The organism is Anaerocolumna xylanovorans DSM 12503 (assembly GCF_900143645.1).
Classification (GTDB): Bacteria; Bacillota; Clostridia; order Lachnospirales; family Lachnospiraceae; genus Anaerocolumna; species Anaerocolumna xylanovorans.
Window position 1 is genome coordinate 66997 of the sequence record NZ_FRFD01000005.1, and the last position, 21893, is coordinate 88889.

17 protein-coding genes are annotated in these 21893 nt (G+C 41.7%); 13 read left to right on the plus strand and 4 right to left on the minus strand.

Features of this window, described 5'->3' with window-relative positions; genetic code table 11:
* Nucleotides 1–54 precede the first annotated feature (54 nt).
* The 8 genes from BUF11_RS08715 to BUF11_RS08750 all read left to right on the plus strand — a co-directional run bounded on the left by BUF11_RS08715 (nt 55) and on the right by BUF11_RS08750 (nt 8396).
* Nucleotides 55–1854 (plus strand): B12-binding domain-containing radical SAM protein, encoded by a 1800-nt coding sequence (locus BUF11_RS08715; RefSeq protein ID WP_073588467.1) that lies wholly within the window; start codon nt 55–57, stop codon nt 1852–1854.
* 17 nt (nt 1855–1871) lie between these two features.
* A complete protein-coding gene (gene nth, locus BUF11_RS08720; RefSeq protein WP_073588468.1) occupies nt 1872–2534 on the plus strand; it encodes an endonuclease III in 663 nt (220 codons plus the stop codon).
* A complete protein-coding gene (locus BUF11_RS08725; RefSeq protein WP_073588469.1) occupies nt 2527–3261 on the plus strand; it encodes a 3'-5' exonuclease in 735 nt (244 codons plus the stop codon). The genes nth and BUF11_RS08725 overlap by 8 nt, the downstream gene beginning before the upstream one ends.
* Before the next feature lie 235 nt (nt 3262–3496).
* Entirely contained in the window at nt 3497–5059 is a 1563-nt protein-coding gene (locus BUF11_RS08730; RefSeq protein WP_073588470.1) for a VanW family protein, read from the plus strand.
* 117 nt (nt 5060–5176) lie between these two features.
* A complete protein-coding gene (locus BUF11_RS08735; protein ID WP_073588471.1) occupies nt 5177–6172 on the plus strand; it encodes an AIR synthase family protein in 996 nt (331 codons plus the stop codon).
* Nucleotides 6173–6234: 62 nt separating this feature from the next.
* Nucleotides 6235–6720, plus strand: coding sequence for an Lrp/AsnC family transcriptional regulator (locus BUF11_RS08740; protein WP_073588472.1), 486 nt, complete (start codon nt 6235–6237; stop codon nt 6718–6720).
* Nucleotides 6717–7880: an aminotransferase class I/II-fold pyridoxal phosphate-dependent enzyme gene (locus BUF11_RS08745; RefSeq protein ID WP_073588473.1), complete on the plus strand. Its 1164-nt coding sequence runs from the start codon at nt 6717–6719 to the stop codon at nt 7878–7880. Before BUF11_RS08740 ends, BUF11_RS08745 begins: the two co-directional genes overlap by 4 nt.
* A gap of 18 nt (nt 7881–7898) precedes the next feature.
* Nucleotides 7899–8396, plus strand: coding sequence for a tRNA (cytidine(34)-2'-O)-methyltransferase (locus tag BUF11_RS08750; protein WP_073588474.1), 498 nt, complete (start codon nt 7899–7901; stop codon nt 8394–8396).
* A 150-nt stretch (nt 8397–8546) separates the two neighbouring features.
* Here the strand turns inward: BUF11_RS08750 and BUF11_RS08755 are convergent, their stop codons facing one another.
* Genes BUF11_RS08755 through BUF11_RS08765 form a run of 3 tightly spaced genes read right to left on the minus strand, consistent with a single transcriptional unit; the run spans nt 8547 to nt 13111 of the window.
* Nucleotides 8547–9965 carry a HAMP domain-containing sensor histidine kinase gene (locus BUF11_RS08755; protein ID WP_073588475.1) on the minus strand — a complete coding sequence of 473 codons (1419 nt, stop codon included), beginning with the start codon at nt 9963–9965 and terminating at the stop codon, nt 8547–8549.
* 16 nt (nt 9966–9981) lie between these two features.
* Nucleotides 9982–10701, minus strand: coding sequence for a response regulator transcription factor (locus BUF11_RS08760; RefSeq protein WP_073588476.1), 720 nt, complete (start codon nt 10699–10701; stop codon nt 9982–9984).
* Nucleotides 10702–10717: 16 nt separating this feature from the next.
* A complete protein-coding gene (locus BUF11_RS08765; protein ID WP_073588477.1) occupies nt 10718–13111 on the minus strand; it encodes an endonuclease MutS2 in 2394 nt (797 codons plus the stop codon).
* A gap of 269 nt (nt 13112–13380) precedes the next feature.
* Between BUF11_RS08765 and BUF11_RS08770 the strand changes: the two genes are divergently transcribed.
* The 5 genes from BUF11_RS08770 to BUF11_RS24310 are packed head-to-tail and all read left to right on the plus strand — an operon-like array spanning nt 13381 to nt 17554.
* On the plus strand, nt 13381–14745 hold the full coding sequence (locus BUF11_RS08770; RefSeq protein WP_073588478.1) for a S1C family serine protease: 1365 nt from the start codon (nt 13381–13383) through the stop codon (nt 14743–14745).
* On the plus strand, nt 14732–15025 hold the full coding sequence (locus tag BUF11_RS08775) for a hypothetical protein (protein ID WP_073588479.1): 294 nt from the start codon (nt 14732–14734) through the stop codon (nt 15023–15025). Before BUF11_RS08770 ends, BUF11_RS08775 begins: the two co-directional genes overlap by 14 nt.
* Nucleotides 14982–15923, plus strand: coding sequence for a 3'-5' exoribonuclease YhaM family protein (locus tag BUF11_RS08780; protein ID WP_073588480.1), 942 nt, complete (start codon nt 14982–14984; stop codon nt 15921–15923). Before BUF11_RS08775 ends, BUF11_RS08780 begins: the two co-directional genes overlap by 44 nt.
* Before the next feature lie 60 nt (nt 15924–15983).
* A complete protein-coding gene (gene rlmD, locus BUF11_RS08785; RefSeq protein WP_278277135.1) occupies nt 15984–17357 on the plus strand; it encodes a 23S rRNA (uracil(1939)-C(5))-methyltransferase RlmD in 1374 nt (457 codons plus the stop codon).
* A gap of 35 nt (nt 17358–17392) precedes the next feature.
* Entirely contained in the window at nt 17393–17554 is a 162-nt protein-coding gene (locus BUF11_RS24310; RefSeq protein ID WP_175562023.1) for a hypothetical protein, read from the plus strand.
* Between the two features lie 425 nt (nt 17555–17979).
* On the opposite strand, the gene BUF11_RS08790 is transcribed toward BUF11_RS24310, so the two are convergent.
* Nucleotides 17980–21891, minus strand: coding sequence for a DUF7402 domain-containing protein (locus BUF11_RS08790; RefSeq protein WP_073588481.1), 3912 nt, complete (start codon nt 21889–21891; stop codon nt 17980–17982).
* Nucleotides 21892–21893: the final 2 nt, after the last annotated feature.

Sequence of the window (21893 nt, forward strand, 5' to 3'; positions counted from 1 at the left end):
TTTGTGTTATGATAAGCTAACCAAGGCAAATAAGCAAAACATCAGGAGCTTGTTGTGAAAATTTTATTAGTCGGAATTAACGCAAAATATATACATTCAAACCTGGCAATCAGGAGCCTAAGAAGCTATGCGAGTGACTACATGGAATCCATAGATCTGGCGGAATATACGATAAATCAGTACACGGATGACATTCTTATGGATATATACCGGAAAAAGCCTGATTTCATTGGGTTTTCCTGCTATCTGTGGAATCTTGGCATGGTAAAGAAGCTGTGCAGGGAATTAAGAAAGATTCTCCCGGATGTCCTTCTGTGGCTTGGAGGCCCGGAGGTTTCCTATGATCCGGAGGAAATTTTAAAAGAGCTGGACTGCGCCAACGGAATTATGTGCGGAGAAGGCGAAGAAACTTTTCATGAGCTTCTTTGCTATTATATGGAGAAGAAGGGAAGCTTAAGGGATATTAAAGGTATTTGTTTTAGGAGCAGAGAGAGAAGCAGAGCATTTCCTGACAATGAATCAGTAGAATCGGATGAGCTTATCAGAACCTCTGTCAGACAGGAAATGGATATGAATGCTCTTCCTTTTCCCTATGAAGAGCTGAAAGATCTTGAAAATAAGATAATCTATTATGAATCCTGCCGGGGTTGTCCTTATTCCTGCAGTTATTGCCTGTCCTCGGAGAGAAAAAAAGTACGCTTCCGTGACTTGGATAAGGTAAAAGAGGAATTATCCATTTTCCTAAAAGCTAAGGTGCCCCAGGTTAAATTCGTAGACAGAACCTTTAACTGTAACCACGGACATGCGATGGCAATCTGGCAGTTTTTAAAGGAAAATGATAATGGAATAACCAATTTTCATTTTGAAATTGCCGGGGAATTGCTTCGGGAGGATGAGCTTGGGCTTCTTAAGACCTTAAGAGAAGGACTTATCCAACTGGAAATAGGCGTACAATCGGCAAATGAAGTGACCCTTGGTGCCATTCACCGTGTAATGAGCCTTGAAAAAATCAAGGAAGTGGTTGCTAAGATACAGGAGGGCAGAAACATTCATGTGCATCTTGACCTGATAGCAGGACTTCCCTATGAGGATTATGCTTCTTTTCGCACTTCCTTTAACGAAGTATATGCCATGAAGCCCGACCAGCTTCAGCTGGGCTTTTTAAAGGTACTAAAGGGGTCTTCCCTTTACGGGGAAAAGGACCTTTGGGGCATTGTTTATCAGGACGAGCCTCCCTATGAGGTGCTTTATACAAATTGGATAAGCTATGACGAAATTCTGCTTCTTAAAAAAATAGAGAGCATGGTGGAAGGCTATTATAACAGCGGTCAGTTTGAATACTCCTTGCAGTATCTTATGAAATTCTTTGAAACTCCCTTTGACCTGCTTTTAGAGCTTTCCGGTTATTATGAGGAGCAGGGGCTTTTTCTTTTGAATTCCTCCAGAATGGGGCGCTATGATGCGTTATTGTCATTCTTTCTGAAATATGAAAAGGGAAAGATAGAAGAAGAGAGGCTGGCAGAAGAAGCAGAGGTACTAAAGTGTCTTATGGTACATGATTTATATTTAAGAGAGAAGCTAAAGAGCAGACCTTCCTTTGCGGAGGATTTTGAAAGCTATAAGAAGCGCTATCAGGCTTTTTATCAGGATAGGGACAGGCTTTTTGGCTATTTGAAGGAAGAGAGAAGCACAGAGGAGATTAAAGGCAGGCTTCATATAGAGCACTATCCTTTTGACTTAAAAGAGTCAGCAGAAAAAGGCAGGGCGGTCAGAAGAGATTATTATATTCTGTATGATTATAAGCATAGAAATCCTCTGAACAAACAGGCGGAACAGATGATAATTGATTTATAAAGATAAGAGGGATAAGTATGGCAGTTAAAAGAATTACGGGGAAAGAACGTGAGAGAGTGGGAGAGGTTCTTGCCCTTTTGGATGAACACTATTCAATGGAATACAAATGCTATTTAGACCACGAGACACCCTGGCAGCTTCTGATTGCCACCATTCTAAGTGCCCAGTGTACGGATGCAAGGGTTAATCTGGTTACAAAAGACTTATTTGTAAAGTACAAAACCTTGGAAGACTTTGCGGCGGCGGACTTAAAGGAGCTGGAACAGGACATTCACAGTACAGGATTTTACCATAACAAAGCAAAGAATATCATCGAATGTGCAAAGACCCTTGTAACGGAATATGGGGGAGTTGTTCCAAGTGATATTGATGCACTTACAAAACTGGCGGGCGTAGGAAGAAAGACAGCCAATGTCATCCGGGGAAATGTGTACCACGAACCAAGTATAGTTGTGGATACCCATGTTAAGAGAATATCCGGAAAGCTTGGGTTTACCAAGGAAGAAGATCCGGTTAAGATTGAGTTTGACCTTATGAAAGTCTTACCCAGGGACCATTGGATTTTATATAATCTTCAGATTATCGCCCACGGCAGGAGTATCTGTACTGCCAGAAGCCCAAAGTGCAGAGAATGCTTTCTTTTTAACCTTTGCAGATGGGAGGGAAAAAACGATGAATAAAAGTGACAGGATAACATCTTTTGTATGCTTTGACATAGAGACTACAGGGTTGTCACCGGAAGAGGATTACATAATAGAGATTGGCGCTGTTAAAGTAAGAGAAGGAAAGATAACAGAATATTTCAATGAGCTGGTAAAGCCTCCGGTGGCTTTGCCGGAAAAGATTATAGAACTTACCGGCATCACGGAGGACATGTTAAAAGAGGCGCAGAACCAGGACAAGGTTATACCCCGCTTTGTGGAATTTGCAGGGGATGATATTTTAATGGGTCATAATATCATGTTTGATTATAGCTTTTTGAAGGTGGGGACTTCACGCCTTGGAATTCCTTTTGAAAAGCAGGGAATCGATACCCTTAAGATCAGCAAGGGAACCATTCCGGAAGAGGAAAGCAAGAGCCTTGCCAATCTTTGCAGCCTCTATAAAGTTGTAAATCCAAGTGCCCACAGAGCTTTTCATGATGCAAAGGCTACAGCGGTTATCTATGCTTATCTTTGCAATGATTTCTTCACGGAACACGGTGGACTTTTTATGCCGGCAGACTTAAATTACAAGGTGAAAAAAAGCCAGCCAATTACTGACAAACAAAAAAATTACTTGAATCATTTACTAAAATATCATAAGATAGAGTATGTGGAACAAATAGAGGGGCTGACCAGAAATGAGGCCTCCAGACTGATTGATAAAATTATCCTGAATAAAGGCAGAATAAATGAAGGGTTTTGAATTATACTATAATTGAAAGGAAAGGCAAAAATATGAACTTTAATAGCAGTAAAGTAAAGAGAATGATATCAACTATTATCGTAATCATTTTGGTATTAGCGATGGTAGCACCTATGGTAATTAATGTATTATTCTGATGAGGTATTCGGCTAATACATAAGAAATGTGTCTTGTAAAGAAATAATACGGAAATATGTCAGTAAGTTTGAATTATGCTGGCAAAGGAGGGTAAGAGATGAATTACGGCAAGAGAATGGTAAGAATAGTGCTTTTTTTGTTATCATTATTCCTATTATCCGCTGGCAATTTCACAAAAGTCCTTGCGGCAGGTGAGGAAGATGTAATAACAAAAGGAGTATACATCGACACGGTGGATATCGGCGGAATGACAAAAGAAGAAGCCGAAAAAGCAGTAGCAGATTATGTGGATACGCTAAAACAAAAAAACGTGACCGTTGATATAAAGGGTGAAAAAGAGCAGATAACAGTCGGTGATTTAGGCTTTGCCTCTAAGGAAAATAATTATATCGAAGAGGCTGTGGAAATCGGTAAAACCGGCAATCTTATAAAGCAATACAAGGAACTTAAAGATACGCAGGAAAATAAAATCACATATCACATGGAGTACTCCATTGACGAAACAAAGCTGAAGAGTTTTGCCAAAAAGAAGCTTTCCGGCCATAATGTAAAGGCAGTGAATGCCACAGTAACCAGAAAAAACGGGGACTTTGTATATACGGATGAAACAGTAGGACAAAAAGTGGATACGAAAACAACGATGGCAGCTATTGAGGATGCCATCTTAAATAACTGGACGGGAGATAATATCGGCCTGACTGCCAAGGTAGATGAGACACAACCTAAGTATACCAGGGAAATGGTAGAAAAGTGCAATACTGTATTAGGAAGTTTCCAGACAACCTATGCAACCTCAACATCGGACAGGGCGGCGAATCTTGCTAACGGTGCAAGGCTTATCAATAACACAGTATTATATCCGGGAGAAGTTTTTTCCGCTTATGATAAACTGGCTCCCTTTACTACACAAAACGGTTATTATCAGGCCGGAGCGTATTCCAACGGAAAGCTTGTAGATTCCATCGGAGGAGGCGCCTGCCAGGTAACAACGACATTATATAATGCGGTACTGCTTTCAGAACTTGAGGTGGTGGAGCGTTCTTCCCATTCTATGACCATAAGTTATGTAGACTTATCAAGGGATGCTGCCATTGCAGGAACCTGGAAAAATTTGAGATTTAAAAATAATACGGATGCGCCTATTGTAGTTGAAGCTACAACCTATGGGAGAACCATTTATTTTAAGATATGGGGACATGAAACAAGGGATACCGAGAATAGAAAGATAAAGTTTGAAACGGTAATATTAAATGAAAAGCAGCCGGGTGGGGATGTGGTAACAAAGGACCCGAACCAGCCTACGACTTATGAATATACTACCCAGTCAGCTCATATCGGATATACGGCAGAGCTTTATAAGATAGTATATGAAGACGGCGTGGAAGTAAGCCGCACCAGAGTAAACAGAAGTGTTTACAATGCTTCTCCAAGGTATGTAACCGTTGGTACCAAAAAGATAGAGGAACCGGATAAAAATGCCGCAGATGACAAGAAGGGGAAGGATAAGACCAAGACCTCTTCCGAAGATCCAGAGGAAGTACCTGTATGGACAGGAAATGAGAACAGCGGCAGTACAGACGGTAATAAAGCCAATAATAAAAGAACGGGCACGGAAGACGATAGCGGAGATAGTACCCAGGAAGATGATACAGGCTTTTAGGTCTGTGTGGGTTGCTGCATAACATATTTTTGTTATGCAACAACCCCTTTTCACAATCAAGAGTTATGTATTAACGGCTGTCTTATCAAATATCTGACAGCTGGGAAAGAGGTTACCATGCAGATTGGAAAGGTATCGGAACCGATATTAAAGCGTTCTGTTTTAAGACAAATAAATCATAGAAGAGAAGAAGTGCTTTTACGTCCCGGTGTGGGAATGGACTGCTGTCTGCTTGGCACCGGAGAGGAAGAAGGAATCTTACTTACCTCTAATCCCATAACCTTTGGTAAGGACCTGCCTTCCCATGTTGCTGTACATAGTGCTGCCAATGATATTACGGCAGCAGGAGGAGAAATGATAGGAATCCTGTTAACCCTTCTCTTGCCGGAAGGGTCACCGGAATCTCTGTTACAGAATATGATAAAGGAAACAGAAAAAGCCTGTGAAGCTTATCATATCGAGATTATGGGAGGGCATACCGAAATAACTGCCTTTGTAAACCAGCCGGTAGTTACTGTCACAGGAGTGGGCAAGATACGCCGCAGCAGGGTTACCGCATCCGCGGGCGTCCTGCCCGGAGATGAGATTGTAATGACAAAGTGGGCAGGACTATTAGGGACTGCCATCCTTGCCAGAGAGCATAAAAATGAGCTTACAACCAGGTATAATCATGACTTCATCCAGAATGCGGTACAGTTTATCAGTTATTTACCTACAGAAAAAGAAGCAGCACTTTCTGAAAAATTAGAGGTAAAGCTAATGCACAACGCATCAAATGGCGGAATTTTTGGTGCTTTGTGGGAACTGGGAGCCAGAACGGGAATGGGATTAACAGCGGATTTGAATAAGATTCCAATAAAGCAGGAAACAATCGAAATCTGTGAATTTTTTGATATTAATCCCTATCAGCTTCTTAGCGGAGGCTCGCTTTTACTGGTTACCGGGAAAGGAAACGAACTGGCAGATATGCTTTGCGACAATGGCATACCTGCGGTTGTAATCGGAAGATTAACAGAGGACCTCGGAAGGATAATACGGAATCAGGATGAAAGACGGTTTCTGGAACCGCCTAAGAGTGATGAACTTTACCGGATTAAAGCTGTAAAACAATAAACTTATTGAGGCAATATCGCAGACAAGCAGATGCTTTATGCTATGAAAGGAGTTGGGTTGAAATGTTAAAAGAAAAAATATTACAGGCAATTGATAAAAACAGCAAACTGACACCAAAGGATTTGGCAGCTATGTTAAATTCTACGGAGGAGGAAGTTAGCACCACTATAAAAGAATTAGAAGAGCAGACCATTATTTGCGGCTATCCTACCTTAATCAACTGGGATAATACCGGGAGTGAGAAGGTTACTGCCCTGATTGAACTTAAGGTTACTCCCCAGAGAGGACAGGGCTTTGATAAGATTGCTGAAAGAATCTATAAATTTGATGAGGTAGAGTCTGTTTATTTGATGTCAGGTGGCTTTGACCTTACGGTAATCATTGAAGGAAGGAGCATGAGGGAAGTGGCTAATTTTGTATCCAGCAAGTTAGCACCCATGGAAGCAGTCCTTAGTACCGCTACTCATTTTGTTCTGAAAAAATATAAGGAACATGGACTTCCGCTGGTTCAAGAATCGAAGGATGAAAGGATGCTGATTACACCGTGAGAGACCCGTTATCAAAGAAAGTTGTAACCATAGAGCCTTCGGGCATACGTAAGTTTTTCGACATTGTAAGTGAAATGAAGGATGCAATCTCTCTTGGTGTGGGAGAACCGGATTTTGATACTCCCTGGCATATCAGGGAGGAGGGAATTTACTCCCTGGAAAAGGGCAGAACCTTCTATACTTCCAATTCCGGTTTAAAGGAATTAAAGATTGAAATCTGCAGTTATTTAAGCCGCAGATTTGGACTTTACTATGATTATGATCAAGAGACAGTTGTAACCGTGGGAGGAAGTGAAGCCATTGACATTGCATTAAGAGCAATGTTGGATCCTGATGATGAGGTTTTAGTTCCCCAGCCAAGCTATGTATCCTATGTGCCCTGCGTTGTCTTAGCAGGCGGAAAGCCGGTTATTATCGAACTAAAGGAAGAGGATGAGTTTAAGCTTACCAGGAAAGGCCTCTTAGATTCCATCACGGACAAAACCAAAGTCCTAGTGCTTCCTTTTCCCAATAATCCCACCGGGTCTGTCATGACAAAAGAGGATTTGGAGGAGATTGTACCGGTAATTATTGAAAAAGATCTCTTTGTTATATCGGATGAAATATATTCAGAGCTTACCTACGGAAGAAAACATGTATCCATTGCAGAGTTCCCTGGCATGAAAGATAGAACCATTGTCATAAACGGATTTTCCAAATCCTATGCCATGACCGGCTGGAGGCTTGGATATGCCGTGGGGCCTGCACCTATCATAGAGCAGATGATAAAGATTCACCAGTTTGCCATTATGTGTGCGCCTACTACCAGTCAGTATGCAGCTGTGGAAGCACTAAGAAACGGTGACGGGGATGTGGAAACCATGAGAGAGGCATACGACCAGAGAAGAAACTATCTGGTAAAAGCCTTTAACGACATGGGACTTACCTGCTTTGAGCCTTATGGAGCTTTTTATATTTTCCCCAGTATCAAGAGCCTTGGAATGACCTCGGATGAATTTGCCACAAAGCTGTTGCTGGAAGAAAAGGTGGCGGTTGTCCCGGGTACAGCCTTTGGAGGCTCCGGCGAAGGATTTCTTCGTATTTCCTATGCCTATTCCATAGACAATCTAAAGATTGCCACGGAGAGAATTGAGCGGTTTGTAAAGAAATACCGCAGTTAAGAAAAGAGGATTTAAGTTATGAATATCGTATTACTGGAACCGGAAATCCCCGCTAACACGGGAAATATCGGACGTACCTGTGTGGCGGCGGGAGCAAGGCTCCATTTGATAAAACCACTTGGCTTTTCTCTGGATGAGAAGGAGATTAAAAGGGCAGGACTTGACTACTGGAAAGATCTTGATGTCACAGTTTATGAAAACTATGAAGATTTCCTTATCAAGAATCCCGGAGCCAAGGTTTATATGGCTACTACCAAGGCTCTAAAGGTCTATACGGAAGCTACTTATGAACCGGACTGCTATATTATGTTTGGCAAGGAGAGTGCCGGCATACCGGAGGAAATTCTGTTAGATAATAAGGAAAATGCTATCAGGATTCCCATGATGGGAGATATCCGTTCGTTAAATTTGGCTAATTCCGCAGCAATTGTTCTGTATGAGGCGTTAAGGCAGAATGATTTCTCCGGCATGCGGCTGGCAGGAAAGCTTCACCGCCATTCCTGGGATGAAGCATAAATCACGAAGCCAATGGGATAAAAAGCCCGGAAAAAGAAAAGGATTATAAAAAGCAGTATCACATGGGATATGCAATGATATCAGAATGTGGTACTGCTTTTTTGAACCTGTTTCCATAAGAATTATAGCAGGACAGGATCCAATGCTGTATTAAATAAAGCCTCCGGTGCGCGGCAGTGTAAAGATAAATTCCGTTCCGACACCCTGGGTGCTGACAACATTGATATTCTCATTATGGGCGGTTATGATTTCCTTGGTGATAGATAAGCCAAGGCCTGTCCCCTTCTTGTCCTTTCCTCTGGAAGAATCTGTTTTATAGAAGCGTTCCCATACCTTGTTAATACTTTCCTTTGGTATGCCGATCCCGTAATCCTTTACGGATACAAAGACCTTATCCCCTTTTTCCTGGGTGGAGATTTTGATGATGGAATTCTGATGGCTGAATTTAATGGCATTGTCTAACAGGTTATAAAGGACTTGCTGAATCTTACCCATATCGGCATTCACCAGAGTTACCTTATTGGAAAAGATGAGGTTTAAGGTGATTTTCTTATTCTTGCAGATTCCCTCAAAGCTTTCGGCTGTTTTCTTGATAATGTGATTGATGTCAAAGGAGGCTATTTCAAGAAGAATTCCTTTGTTCTCAAAGCCATTAAGGGTTAACAGGCCGCTGGTTAATTTATTTAAGCGGTCCGTTTCAAAGAGAATGATACCCAGATATTTGTCCTTCATCTCATAAGGAATGGTACCGTCTTGCAGGGCTTCCGCATAGCCCTTAATGGAGGTCAGAGGAGAACGGAAATCATGGGAGATATTTGCCACGAATTTCTTCTGATAATTGTCAAGGTTTCTTATCTCACCGGCCATAAAGGAAAGAGAAGAAGCCAGGGCACCGTATTCATCTTTGGTGTTTACCGGAATGGAATAGGAGTAATTGCCCTTGGTATATTCCAGAGCAGCTTTATTAATCTTATTTAAGGGATGTACGGTTATAAAATACAGGAAGGAAAAGATAACAGCCTGTAAGGCGCAAAATACCAGGAGGCAGAGATTTAAGGTATCCGTAAAGGATAAACTGCTCGTATGTATCTTGTTCATGGAATAATGGATAACCACATAGCCTCGTACCTGATACTTAAATAAAACCTTATATACAACACTGACCATAGGTTCTGAAAGAACATTTTGTAGGCTGGCGGAGTTCGGAAAGGATTGGTATAAAAAATCGGGGTCCAGTCCGAAGATATCAATGGAGCCGCTTCCATTTGCAGCAGGGGCCGTATCCGAGATAACGATTCCGTTTTTATTGACAATCCATATTCTGGAGTCCAGCATAATTGCCATTGCTTTTATTTTAGCGGTCAAATCTTCAGGAGATAAATTCTGGTTGTAGAAGTCTGCCATGTAATCGTTGGATATGGAAAGAGCCTGGGTATAAAGCTGCATCTTCTTTTCTTCCACCAGCTTTTGTTCGTAATGCTTTTGACCGTAGGTATTTAAAAGCAGGAACATAAATACTGCTGAGAAAAGATAAAGTATCACAAGTTTTACAAAAAGGGACTGCTTCATATTCCATCTCCATTGATCATTTCTTTACTTCAAATTTGTATCCGATACCCCATACGGTGGAAAGACTCCAGGAGGTATGGTCCTTGATTTTTTCCCGCAATCTTTTGATGTGTACGTCCACGGTTCTGGTATCACCGATGTATTCATAGCCCCATATGTGATCTAAAAGCTGTTCCCTGGTAAAGACCTGATTAGGGTGGGAAGCCAGAAAATAGAATAGTTCCAGTTCCTTGGGAGGCATTTCAATGGTATTTTCGTAGTACAGTACGGAATAGTTGCTCTGATTGATAATAAGATCCGGATAGGCTACATAATCCCCTGTCTGTTCTGAAAGAGGTGCCTGGGACACAGGCTGCTGGGGCACCTGATGGAAACGCCTTAAGACAGCCTTTACCCTTGCTACTAATTCCTTGGAATCAAAGGGTTTTATGACATAATCATCCGCTCCTAATTCTAAGCCAAGTACCTTATCAAAGATTTCTCCTTTGGCAGAGAGCATAATAATGGGAACGGAGGAATTCTTTCTGATTTCACGGCATACCTCATAACCGTCAATGCCGGGAAGCATCAGGTCCAAAAGCATCAGGTTCGGCTGGTATTCCTGAAATTTTACAATGGCCTCTTCTCCGTCATGTACCATAAGGGTGTCAAAACATTCCTTGGTAAGGTATAGGGAAATAAGCTCTGCGATATTAACATCATCATCTACGATGAGAATTTTCTGTTTGGCAACCATACAGGGCTCCTTTCTATTATTTGAATTCTACGATTGTAACTCCCTGACCGCCTTCTCCAAAAGCACCTTCCCTGTAGGATTTTACGTATTTGGTTTTCTTTAGGTGGGAGTGTACGGCATTGCGCAGGGCGCCGGTGCCGCGGCCGTGTATTACCGTTACCTGGGGCAGATGGGACAGATAAGCATCATCCAGGTATTTATCCAGCTCTGACAGTGCCTCATCTACGGTTTTCCCGATGAGGTTAATTTCAGTGCTGATATGAAGGGTTTTGGAAAGCTTAATCTTTCCGCTGCCGGATTTGTTAATGTTAGGACCTGTGATGTCCGGTTCGTCAATAAGTTCGATATCGCTGATATTTACCTGTGAACGGAGGATTCCCATTTGCACGTACAAATCACCCTTGGCATTTGGCAGCGTGCTTACGGTTCCCTTTAAGTCAAGGCTGATAACATGGATGGCATCTCCGATCCGGAATTCTCCGGGTTTGGGAGTTTTAGAGGATTTTTGCCTTCCTTTTATGGCGAGCTTACTCTCTGTTTCGGAAAGCAGACCTCTGATTTTACTGCGTTCATTTTCCATCTCTTTTCCGAGACCGCCCTCCGCTCCCCATTTGTTGAAATTCTTAATGGTGCGGTCAGCAGCATCCTTGGCCTCCTGAAGGACCTTTCTTGCTTCTTCATTGGCGTCTGCCATAATACGGTCCTTTGCCTTGACAAGTTTTTCGTTCTGCTGCTCTAATTTTAACTGAAGGTTCTTTGCCTGCTCCTTTAAAGCGGCAATTTCTTCTTTTTCCCGTTCAATCTCTATGCGGTTCTTCTCAAGGTCTGATATTACATCCTCAAAGCTCTTTTCCTGTACACCAATCAGATTCTTCGCATCCTCGATAATGTGGGAGGGAAGCCCAAGCTTTGAGGAGATAGCAAAAGCGTTGCTCTTACCGGGAATTCCGATAAGGAGCCTGTAGGTGGGACGGAGAGTTTCTACGTCAAACTCACAGCAGGCATTGCTTACCCCTTCTGTGGTAAGGGCATACACCTTTAACTCGCTGTAATGGGTGGTTGCCATGGTGCGGACACTCCGTTTATGCAGGTGATTTAAGATAGCCATAGCCAGGGCCGCACCTTCTGTGGGGTCTGTGCCGGCACCTAATTCATCAAACAGAACTAAGGATTTATAGTTTGCCTTTTCCAGTATGGACACTGTATTGGTCATATGGGAAGAAAAGGTACTTAAAGATTGCTCAATACTCTGCTCATCACCGATATCAGCATAAACCTCTTCAAAGACCGCAAGTTCTGAACCGTCGAAGGCGGGAATATGAAGACCGGCCTGACCGAGAAGGGTGAAGAGCCCCACTGTCTTTAAGGATACTGTCTTACCGCCGGTATTAGGACCGGTGATTACAAGAAGATTAAAATCTTTTCCGAGGGTAATATCGATGGGAACCACCTTTTTAGCATCAATAAGGGGATGGCGGCCTTTCTTGATATTCACAACGCCTTTGTCATTAAACACTGCTTCCGTACCCTTTATCTGCTTGGAGAGGGTGGCCTTTGCAAAGATAAAGTCAAGCTTTGGAAGTATTCTTATATTGTCATAAAGCTTTTCTATGTGGGCGCCGGCCTGTTCGCTTAAAGCCGCCAGTATACGTTCTATTTCCTGGAGTTCTTTGATTTCCAGTTCCCGCAGATCGTTGTTTAGCTTTACAACTGCCATCGGTTCCACAAAAAGAGTGGAGCCGGAAGAGGACTGGTCGTGAATCATACCAGGAAACTGACCGCGGTATTCCTGCTTGATTGGGATACAATACCTGCCGTTACGCATGGTAACGATATTCTCCTGGAGCATGGTCTTGGAGGAGGAAGAATTCACGATGGAATTCAGCTGGTCATGAATCTTATCGTTGGTAACCTTTAAGGATTTTCGGATACTTTTAAGAGCAGGGCTTGCATCATCTGCAATCTCCTCCTCGCTTATGATACAGCGCTTTATTTCGTTATTCAAAAGGGTTAACGGCTCCAGGGAGCGAAACATTTCCTCCAGGGAATCGGGGGTGCTTTGTGAGGACTCACCGTCACCGGAATCCTTTGCGCCGTAAGCCCTTATCCTGGCGGTAGCATCCAGTACGGAGCTTAAGGATAACAATTCCTGTGCACTTAGGGCAGAGCCTACTTCCAACCGCTTTAAGGAAGCTCTGATATCATGAACGCCATAAAAGCCAAGACTTCCCTTCCTTAGGATGCGGGACAGGGCGTCAGAAGTTTCTTTTTGGGCTTTTCTGATTTCTTCTATATCACTTACAGGCAGGAGGCTGTTACATAAGGCTTTTCCCAGCCCGGAACCTGCAAAAGCGGATAATTTCTCTATAATTTTATAATATTCAAGGGTTTTTAATGCTTTTTCATTCATAGTAACCTCTTTCCTAAACAATTAATACCGGATAATGATAGCTCTACGTTCCCTATTTTACCTTATTTATGCCGAAATTAAAACCATTAATTTGAAAATAGGCAGGTATCTGGCTTTTGTTTACAATTCATTCATATAATGTTCATAAGTGCATGGTACAATAAGTATACTGATTGTCCTAAGGGAGGATGGAATTGAAACAGTCTGATTTATCAAAAATCAGGTTTCTGATACAACATCAAAGATTGAATAGCCGGAGAGAATTAAAGATGCCAGAAGATAAATCTAATAAGGATTCCAGTGAATTTTTGTTTATACAGGAACAGATATCGTCCAAAAGAAGAAGCAGGAAGGTTCATATGCTGCGCTCACTCCTATGGACGATTATTTTAGCTTGTGTATTTGCCGTTGTGGCCTGTGCGGTATTCTATCTTGCCAATCCTTTCATTGCCAGGCTTTTAGGGGAAGGAACGGATAAGAAAACAGTTCAATTTCCAACACTTACACCGGAAGACGGAAATGGTACCGGTGTATCTGTGACGCCTACGCCTACAGTAACTCCTACACCGGAGGGACAAGGGGGAAAGGATTCTTCCGGAAAAGGTCAAAAACCCGGTACTATATACATTGAAAGCCATGTAGCGGCCGATATAAAGGATTTAAACAATATTTATTATGAGATAAGAGAAATTGCATCAGGGGTGAACAGTTCCATCGTTGACATTACCAGTACAAGCAGTAAGGCAGACGGACTGAATGAAAATGAAAGTTATGAAGTCACGAAGAATGTAACAGGGCTTATTCTGGCGAATAATTCAGTGGATTTGCTTATTCTTGTGACACTGGACAAGATAAAGGATGCCAAGGATATCAGGCTCCAGATAAATGAAAATATATCAGTAAAGGCAAGCATTCAGGACTATGACAAGGATCTGAATCTGGCAGTTCTGGCGGTGAGCTTGGAAGACATACCCGATGCCTATGAGACGGGCTTAAAGGCAGCTGAACTGGGAGAATCCTATTCGCTTATTGTGGGCTCTCCAATTATAGCACTTGGAAGTCCGAACGGCTATGTCGGTTCTATGGAGCTTGGGATTGTATCAGGCATAAATTATGGCACCTACATAACGGATAACAAAATTGATTTATTTACTACGGACGTTGCCGCCAATGAAAACAGCGACGGCATTATTGTAAACTTAAACGGGGATGTCATAGGAATCATTACAAATAAATTAAAGGATAAAGATAACGGAAGTGTAAGTACTGTTATTGGAATTTCCAAAATCAAAAAAACCATTGAAGCCATGGTGAACCAGACGGATCGCAGCTATTTTGGTGTAAAGTGCATGGATATGACAAAGCAGGATTTAGAGAGCGCTGATCTTGCCAATGCTATCTGCGTAACCGAGGTAGAAAGTAACTCACCGGCCCTGGAAGCAGGTCTTCAAATCGGAGATATGATAACGACCGTTGGCAGTACCCCTATCAACAATGTAAGTACCTTTAACAGTGCAATTACAGCATTAAAGCCTAAGGATACTGTGGAAGTGACCGTTAAGCGTATGATTAAGGACAAGGAAAAAGAAATAAAATTGTCCGTTGTATTGGGAGAAGTAAATGGTAAAAAGTAAGGCATGGTTTAAAAGGCAGGATTTAAGTTTGGGGAAACTTAAAATAGATGAAAGAGAAGCCGGGCAGCAGGAAGCTGTCCGGTATTTTTATGATTTGGAGTTGAGGAAAGCGGTTGAAATGACATTGCGCATGGGTTATAATGAGTCATACAATTACAGAAGGTGCAAATTTGGAGAGAATACATGCTTATCTGTAAAAAAGATTATGGTTTTACTCATATTAGAAAGAGGTCAGGATGAGATATATAGGAGATTTAAGAGATGGGGAAATGATATCTGAAACCTATCTTTGCAAAACAAAACAGGCACTTAAGACAAAAGCCGGGAAAAGCTATTATTCCCTGCTGCTGCAGGACAAAACGGGGACATTGGACGGTAAGATATGGGAGCTGTCCCAGGGGATAGATCATTTTGAAGGCATGGAATACATCCACGTGGAAGGACAGATGGTGAACTTTCAGGGAGCGCTCCAGCTTAATATAAAGAGAGTCCGCAGAAGCCATGAGGGTGAGTATGACCCTTCTGATTTTGTGCCTACAACAGGAAAAAATGTTAATGAAATGTACAGTGAGCTGTTAAAATACATCAGTAAGGTAAAGGAATCCCATTTAAGAAAACTGCTGGAGAGCTTTTTTGTTGAGGATGCAGCCTTTTCTGAACGCTTTAAGAAGCATTCTGCTGCCAAAAGCGTTCATCACAGCTTTGCGGGAGGTCTTTTAGAACATACATTAGGAGTGGTAAGGCTGTGTGATTATTATGCGGATTACTATCCGATTATTAACAGAGATTTACTCATAACTGCTGCTATTTTTCATGATATTGGTAAGATGGAGGAGCTATCCGTATTTCCGGAGAATGATTATACCGATGACGGTCAGCTGTTAGGGCATATCTATATTGGAACAGAGATTATAGGAGCTAAGATAAAGACTATGGCAGGCTTTCCGGCAGCGCTGGCTTCTCAGCTTAAGCACTGCATTCTGGCTCATCATGGAGAATTGGAATACGGTTCACCCAAGAAACCTTCTATCATTGAAGCCATGGCTTTGAACTTTGCCGATAATACCGATGCAAAGCTTCAGACCATGACGGAATTTTTAAACAGCGGGGATGAAAAGGCCACCTGGCTTGGCTTAAACAGACTCTTTGAAGCAAACATCAGAAGGACAATATTCTAAATAAACTGGTTTCGGATTATTTTACGCGATAAATGAATTTGGTTTTGAAAGGGATAAACATTGAAGGAAGATACTGTCTTAAAGAAAAATGAAGAATGTATCATTCACATAGAAGATATGGGAAATGACGGAGAAGGTATCGGCAAATACCAGGGCTATACCCTGTTTGTAAAGAATGCCCTGGTGGGAGATACGGTGCGGGTCCGTGCCATGAAATGCAAGAAAAACTACGGATATGCAAGGCTGATGGAGATAATTACCCCCTCTCCTTACCGAGTGGAACCAAGATGCAGGATTGCCCTTCAGTGCGGGGGATGTACCTTGCAGCATCTTGATTATGAGGAGCAGCTTCGGAGGAAACAAAAGAAAGTAGCAGACTGTATCGAAAGACTGGGAGGTATCACCGGAGGGTACGAGCTCTGTTCCATTATAGGAATGCAGAATCCGTATTATTACCGGAATAAGGCCCAGTTTCCCGTTGGGAGTAAAAATGGAAAACTTTCTATCGGCTTTTATGCAGGAGGATCTCATTCTATTATTGATACTGACAATTGCTGTATTCAGGCAAAGGAAAATGAGGATATTGTCAGAGCTGTCCGCTCCTTTTTAGAGGAAGAGAATATAAGCATATATAACGAGGAAACACATGAGGGACTTGTAAGACACATATTGATCCGCGTTGGATTTGTAACCGGTGAGATTATGGTATGTCTGGTCATTAACGGAAACGACCTGTCTGATAAAGAGAAGCTGGTTGAGAAGCTTAAGAGTATTAAAGGGATGAAAAGCATTTCCTTAAATATCAACAAGGAAAAGACTAACGTTATCCTGGGAAATAAGATAAGGCCTTTATGGGGAGAACCCTGCATCACAGACTATATCGGAGCAGTGAAGTTTCGTATCTCACCCCTTTCCTTTTACCAGGTAAATCCGGCACAGACGAGAGTGCTTTATGAAAAAGCCCTGGAATTTGCATGTCTGCAGGGAGATGAAACCGTCTGGGATCTGTACTGCGGAATCGGTACCATTTCCTTATTTCTTGCTGCAAAGGCTAAGAAGGTGTACGGTGTGGAAATTATACCTCAGGCAATTGAGGATGCCAGGGAAAATGCAAGAATTAACGGAATTGAAAATGCAGAATTCTTTGTGGGCGCAGCAGAAGAAGTTCTCCCGGAGAAATACAGGCAGGAGAAGATAGATGCAGACGTTATTGTTGTGGACCCGCCCAGAAAGGGCTGTGCGGAAAGCCTTTTAGACACCATTGTCTTAATGGCACCAAAGCGTGTGGTCTATGTATCCTGCGACCCTGCAACTTTAGGAAGGGATTTAAAGTACCTTACAAGCAGGGGGTATGAGCTTAAGAAGGTCCAGGCAGTTGACCAATTTCCGCATACCGGGCATGTGGAGACTGTCGTGTTGTTAAAACAAATGTAACGAATTTGATTAATATTTGAAGGGAGGAATACAAGATGTCGGTGAACGATATGGAAAAAATGAAAAAATTTTTAGAAGAGAAGAAATCTAAAGGTGGTTTCTTACAAGCCGAAAAAAAGATTGGCTCCGGTAAAGTTGAAAAGATGAATAAGAATATAGGAATTGAATTTACAAGAACTAATAAAATATCACAATAGATGTAAGGCATATTATTGTCAGGTGTCCTTTTGATGAGGTATACTACAAATGTAAAACCTACCCTGCCGCCAAGGCTCCACCAGGTTCAATCGGCATCTTTTTTATCTCCTCAAGGCATTGCGAAAGTGTTTGTCACAGAGGAAATAATGCAATAACCAAGATGATATAAATAATAACTGGTATAAACGTTGCATTTTAGTTAAAAGGAAAATATTTTGAGGCGAGATAAGAACATTTGTTCTTATCTCGCCTTTATGCTATAATTATTGAAGAAAAAGATTAAATTTCTTTGACGGATATGCTAAAAGCAAAAGTTGTTTTAAAAGCGACAGCCGGACGTTACGGTGGAACGTATGCTTATAGGGTTGTTGAAGGAAATAAGACCAATCACTTTTACAACCCTTTAACTGGATTTGGGATATCATTACCTAAAACATGCCTCTATATTTTCACTAATTAACTGAATTTCAGAGATTCCCCCCTGAATATCCCAGTGAAGAAAATTGATTTCCAAGCTGCCTATACTATGTTTGCCAATAGATAACTTAGTAGCCGATCCATCGGTTCTTAGTGAACGAAAACTAAAGCAGGTTCCGTCATTCAAGGTGAGAGTCCCGCTGCAGGTAAACGGTTCACCATATCTTCCCCAAAGATAGATTGTATCAATTGTATGTGCTTCTTCCCATTCCATCCTTATCCATGGCAGAGTATCTGCTTCTTTAGGAAGCCAATTATCCTGATCGATCATACCACATACGCCATTGGAGATATTCGTAACAAGGGAATCAAGCCCACGCTCTGATGAGGCGGTGATATGTGCAATAGGGGCGATGTCTCCTATATAGTTATAATCGGTTGTACAAACCGTAATCTTTTGGCTTTTTTCGGATTCAAGACCGGCTTCGTTAAACGCAGTAATCTCATAGGAGTATTCGGTATTCCGATATAATCCAACATCCATCCAGCTCGTCATAGAGGAAGAGATATTTTTGAATAGCACTCCATTCCTATAAATTCTATAGCCCTTTAGCATACCATTATAATCTATGGAAGACTCCCAGGATAGAGATATCCGGTAGTTTCCAAAAGCTTCTCCCATAGGATGTCCGGGTATTGTGGGGGGAATGCTTGTGATATCTTTGGGGCAAGCTTTGGTACTGAAAGAAAATTCACTTTTTTCTTTTAAACCGATTGCTTGTACCTTGTAGTAATAGTCATTCATTAGATTATATACAACCTGCTTATCATAGTAATAGGGAGTATCTATTGTGGCAAGATAATTACCTATACCCGGAATAAAATCCTCATTTGTTCCTCTGTAAAGTGCATAGCACAGATAGGAATATTCATCCGGCATTGTCCATTTCACAATTGTACCGCCTTCTGTGATACAGGCATCTATAATGCTTGGTGCCGGACAAGACTCTATCTGCAGCAGTCGGAATGTTTTCCAGCCATAAGCGGGAATGGAGAAGCAGAACCTGCCTTCGCAAGAAGGAATAGGAGCAGTATCATTTTCTATAACATCCGTTTCAATAATGTATGCGTTTAATAACAGGCCGGATATATCAACGCATACATTGCATTCAAGGCCCCTCGTTTCATGAAAGCGTATGATTAACCCATTGCCATTGCTTTCTGCCATTTTCACAGAGGTGGCTATAACATTATCCCTGTTTATTTTGAGAAAGCTATATGCATTATATGGCAGGGAGCCGGTTTGTGCATGGCAGATAATGTGTGATTTTAAAGGATTCGTAATATCAAATCCGAATCTATCGGCCTGTGCCTGTTTCCAGTCACAGGCTTTTTGCGTAGTAATACTATATCTGTAGGTAACCGGACCGGGCTGAGTATAGGTGAAGTTGGTTTTCCAAAAGTTATTGAATACCCAATTATATATCCATGGATATTTTATTTGATAGTTTTTGTCCCAATGACAGGTGCGGCGGCCTCCATATTGAACTAGAGGTGCATTGACAGAAGTAAATAATATGCTGTCTTTATCACCTTGAACATTAATCCAGTGATTTACTACATAAAAATCAGTATTTGACCAATAGAGCTGATGTGTTGGGAGATAAATATCTGGATTTACATAAGGCTCTACTTCACCGGCCGGTGTATCGTGTGTAATCCGAAAATTATCCATGTTGAAGGGAAATGTAAAGAAACCTTCTTCTGCACATTCTGTATAATCCGGCGGCGCGTCTGCTTTGAATACTTCATTGATAATGTCTATACGAGGTAAATCTGCATAAAGAATAACTTTTCTGACAACTTTTTCAACCCCGCGGGTACGGCCCTCAGAAACAAGCATGCCCATTACAGCGCCTGTTTCTGAGGAGATAGCTGCATTGGAGATTTCATCTTCTGTATATAGAACATTATCGTATAATTCGTTTTTAGAGGTATAATAGACAAATTGATTCATCTTATGGGGAGCAGCAGGATCTACCAGTTCTTTTTCATTATTTTGCTTATCAATACAGCTGCAAATGCAGCCGCTGGTATCTATGGTGACTTTAAAATAATCATTCTCTATTACATTTCCAGTCACAGCAACTGCTTTTTTGCTTTTGACTGGTGTGCTGCCTGGAATTATTCGAAAAGCCTTGTATCCATATTGAGGAACCAGAGAGGCTATAAAGCAGAGGCTCCCATCGGATGTTTTTTGCCAAGGAAGACTTATGCCTGTGCATGTATCTACAATTTCAAATGGGTGCGGAAAAGTTTCTGTTTCTATGGTGACTATATCTGTCCGTTCCCATGCACTATTGTTATATACGAAGATGGTTGGTCCTTCCGTTGGAACCAGTGACTCTAACGCTGTGAAGGAAGTGTCAAGCAGATGTCTTGCAATCCTTTGCGGCTCAAGTACTTTGTTCCGGGACCATTTTAACTGCTCATCGTTAACGTAATATTTCCAACTCGCCCAGTTATGTTCATCTGTTAACATCATGTCATCATATGCCCGGAAAAGATTGGTATACGGGTAAGGATGCCCGGGAACAAGCGCGGATGCAAGCGCTGAAAAATATTCTGCAACCGGTACATTTTCGTGATTTTCCTTGCTTATTGATGTTTCATAGGATACCTGGGCGGCTCCAAAGCTCCAAAAGCTTTCCAGTGTTCCCTGGACGCTGGGAATTATGTCTTTGTAATGTGTTTCAATATCCTCAAAGAAATCCTCAACAAGTGAATTAATGAAATGAGGAAAGACATAAGGCCTGTCTTCATCATCGGTACGTGAATTAAGAGCTTGTATATTATGCATGACATTTGGCTCAATTCCGGAATTATCACGGACCTTGGTAAGATGTATTAAATAGGAATCATAAGGGTAATCTTCAGTCTGCCTGTCTAAGAACAGATCGGTGATCCGTTTAATTGTGATATCAAGCGCAGATTCCCGAAAACCAAAATCATCAAAATGATATACAGGCCCATCAAATGTCAGTAATTTACTCTCCGGTGTCCGGCCTCTAAGATAAAAAAGGCGGGGATACTTCGGACTGTGTCCGTCCTCATAATTCCAATTGCTATCCTGTAAACGAAAGGAAAGGTATTTTTGACCTGCACTGGTCAATGCATCAACATGGGACCAGGAAAACCCTGCATCATCGGTATGAACCGCGAACTTTGCAGGAGGTGTTCCAAGGATATCATTGAGAAATCTGGCAGAATAATAATTCTGTCTGACGATTTGTTCCGTACCCATACCCTCGGTTGCAAAATGCAAATAGTTATAAGGATAGTTCATACGTTTTGATATAAGATTTCCCTTTAATTTTTCAATCCAATCGGCATTGCGGGCCGCCAGGGCAGAACCGTACAGCAAGTAGGAGGCTTCCACCGGATATTTCAATTGATTGTCTTTCTCCCACTCTTTGGTGGTATCAATTTTTTCCAATACCTCATCAAGATATTCAGGAAACAATTTGTAAATTAAATCCTCCTGATAGTCAGTGTAGCCGATATCAAGGTGCATATCGTGAGCTACATAGATTTTCCAGTGGCGGATTTTTCTCTGGGGAAGAGAAATAGAGGCTAATTCTCTTTCTATATTCCCATTCCATGCAAACAGTGAAAATGTAACAATATCATTATCTTTTATTAATTCGGGAACGAGAAGTCTGATAGCAGACTTACCCCACGCAGCAGGTCCAATCGTTTGGCTGTATACAGGCTGTCCCGGTACCAATATACGTGCAGTAATAACACAATCCTCCAGAGAAGTGTCTATGTGAAGGAGTGTTTCACTTTTTAAAACACCGTTATCATTTAAAATCCATGGTGTTTGATGAATCTTTATGATTTCGAGTTCTTTCTTCATTA

Bases quoted from the DNA above. Each gene is read 5' to 3' on its own strand.
- BUF11_RS08725 (WP_073588469.1), top strand. From the start codon at position 2,527: ATGAATAAAAGTGACAGGATAACATCTTTTGTATGCTTTGACATAGAG.
- BUF11_RS08740 (WP_073588472.1), top strand. From the start codon at position 6,235: ATGTTAAAAGAAAAAATATTACAGGCAATTGATAAAAACAGCAAACTG.
- BUF11_RS08775 (WP_073588479.1), top strand. From the start codon at position 14,732: ATGGTAAAAAGTAAGGCATGGTTTAAAAGGCAGGATTTAAGTTTGGGG.
- BUF11_RS08750 (WP_073588474.1), top strand. From the start codon at position 7,899: ATGAATATCGTATTACTGGAACCGGAAATCCCCGCTAACACGGGAAAT.
- BUF11_RS08790 (WP_073588481.1), bottom strand. From the start codon at position 21,891: ATGAAGAAAGAACTCGAAATCATAAAGATTCATCAAACACCATGGATT.
- BUF11_RS08735 (WP_073588471.1), top strand. From the start codon at position 5,177: ATGCAGATTGGAAAGGTATCGGAACCGATATTAAAGCGTTCTGTTTTA.
- BUF11_RS08770 (WP_073588478.1), top strand. From the start codon at position 13,381: ATGCCAGAAGATAAATCTAATAAGGATTCCAGTGAATTTTTGTTTATA.
- BUF11_RS08780 (WP_073588480.1), top strand. From the start codon at position 14,982: ATGAGATATATAGGAGATTTAAGAGATGGGGAAATGATATCTGAAACC.
- BUF11_RS08755 (WP_073588475.1), bottom strand. From the start codon at position 9,965: ATGAAGCAGTCCCTTTTTGTAAAACTTGTGATACTTTATCTTTTCTCA.
- BUF11_RS24310 (WP_175562023.1), top strand. From the start codon at position 17,393: ATGTCGGTGAACGATATGGAAAAAATGAAAAAATTTTTAGAAGAGAAG.
- nth (WP_073588468.1), top strand. From the start codon at position 1,872: ATGGCAGTTAAAAGAATTACGGGGAAAGAACGTGAGAGAGTGGGAGAG.
- BUF11_RS08730 (WP_073588470.1), top strand. From the start codon at position 3,497: ATGAATTACGGCAAGAGAATGGTAAGAATAGTGCTTTTTTTGTTATCA.
- BUF11_RS08760 (WP_073588476.1), bottom strand. From the start codon at position 10,701: ATGGTTGCCAAACAGAAAATTCTCATCGTAGATGATGATGTTAATATC.
- BUF11_RS08765 (WP_073588477.1), bottom strand. From the start codon at position 13,111: ATGAATGAAAAAGCATTAAAAACCCTTGAATATTATAAAATTATAGAG.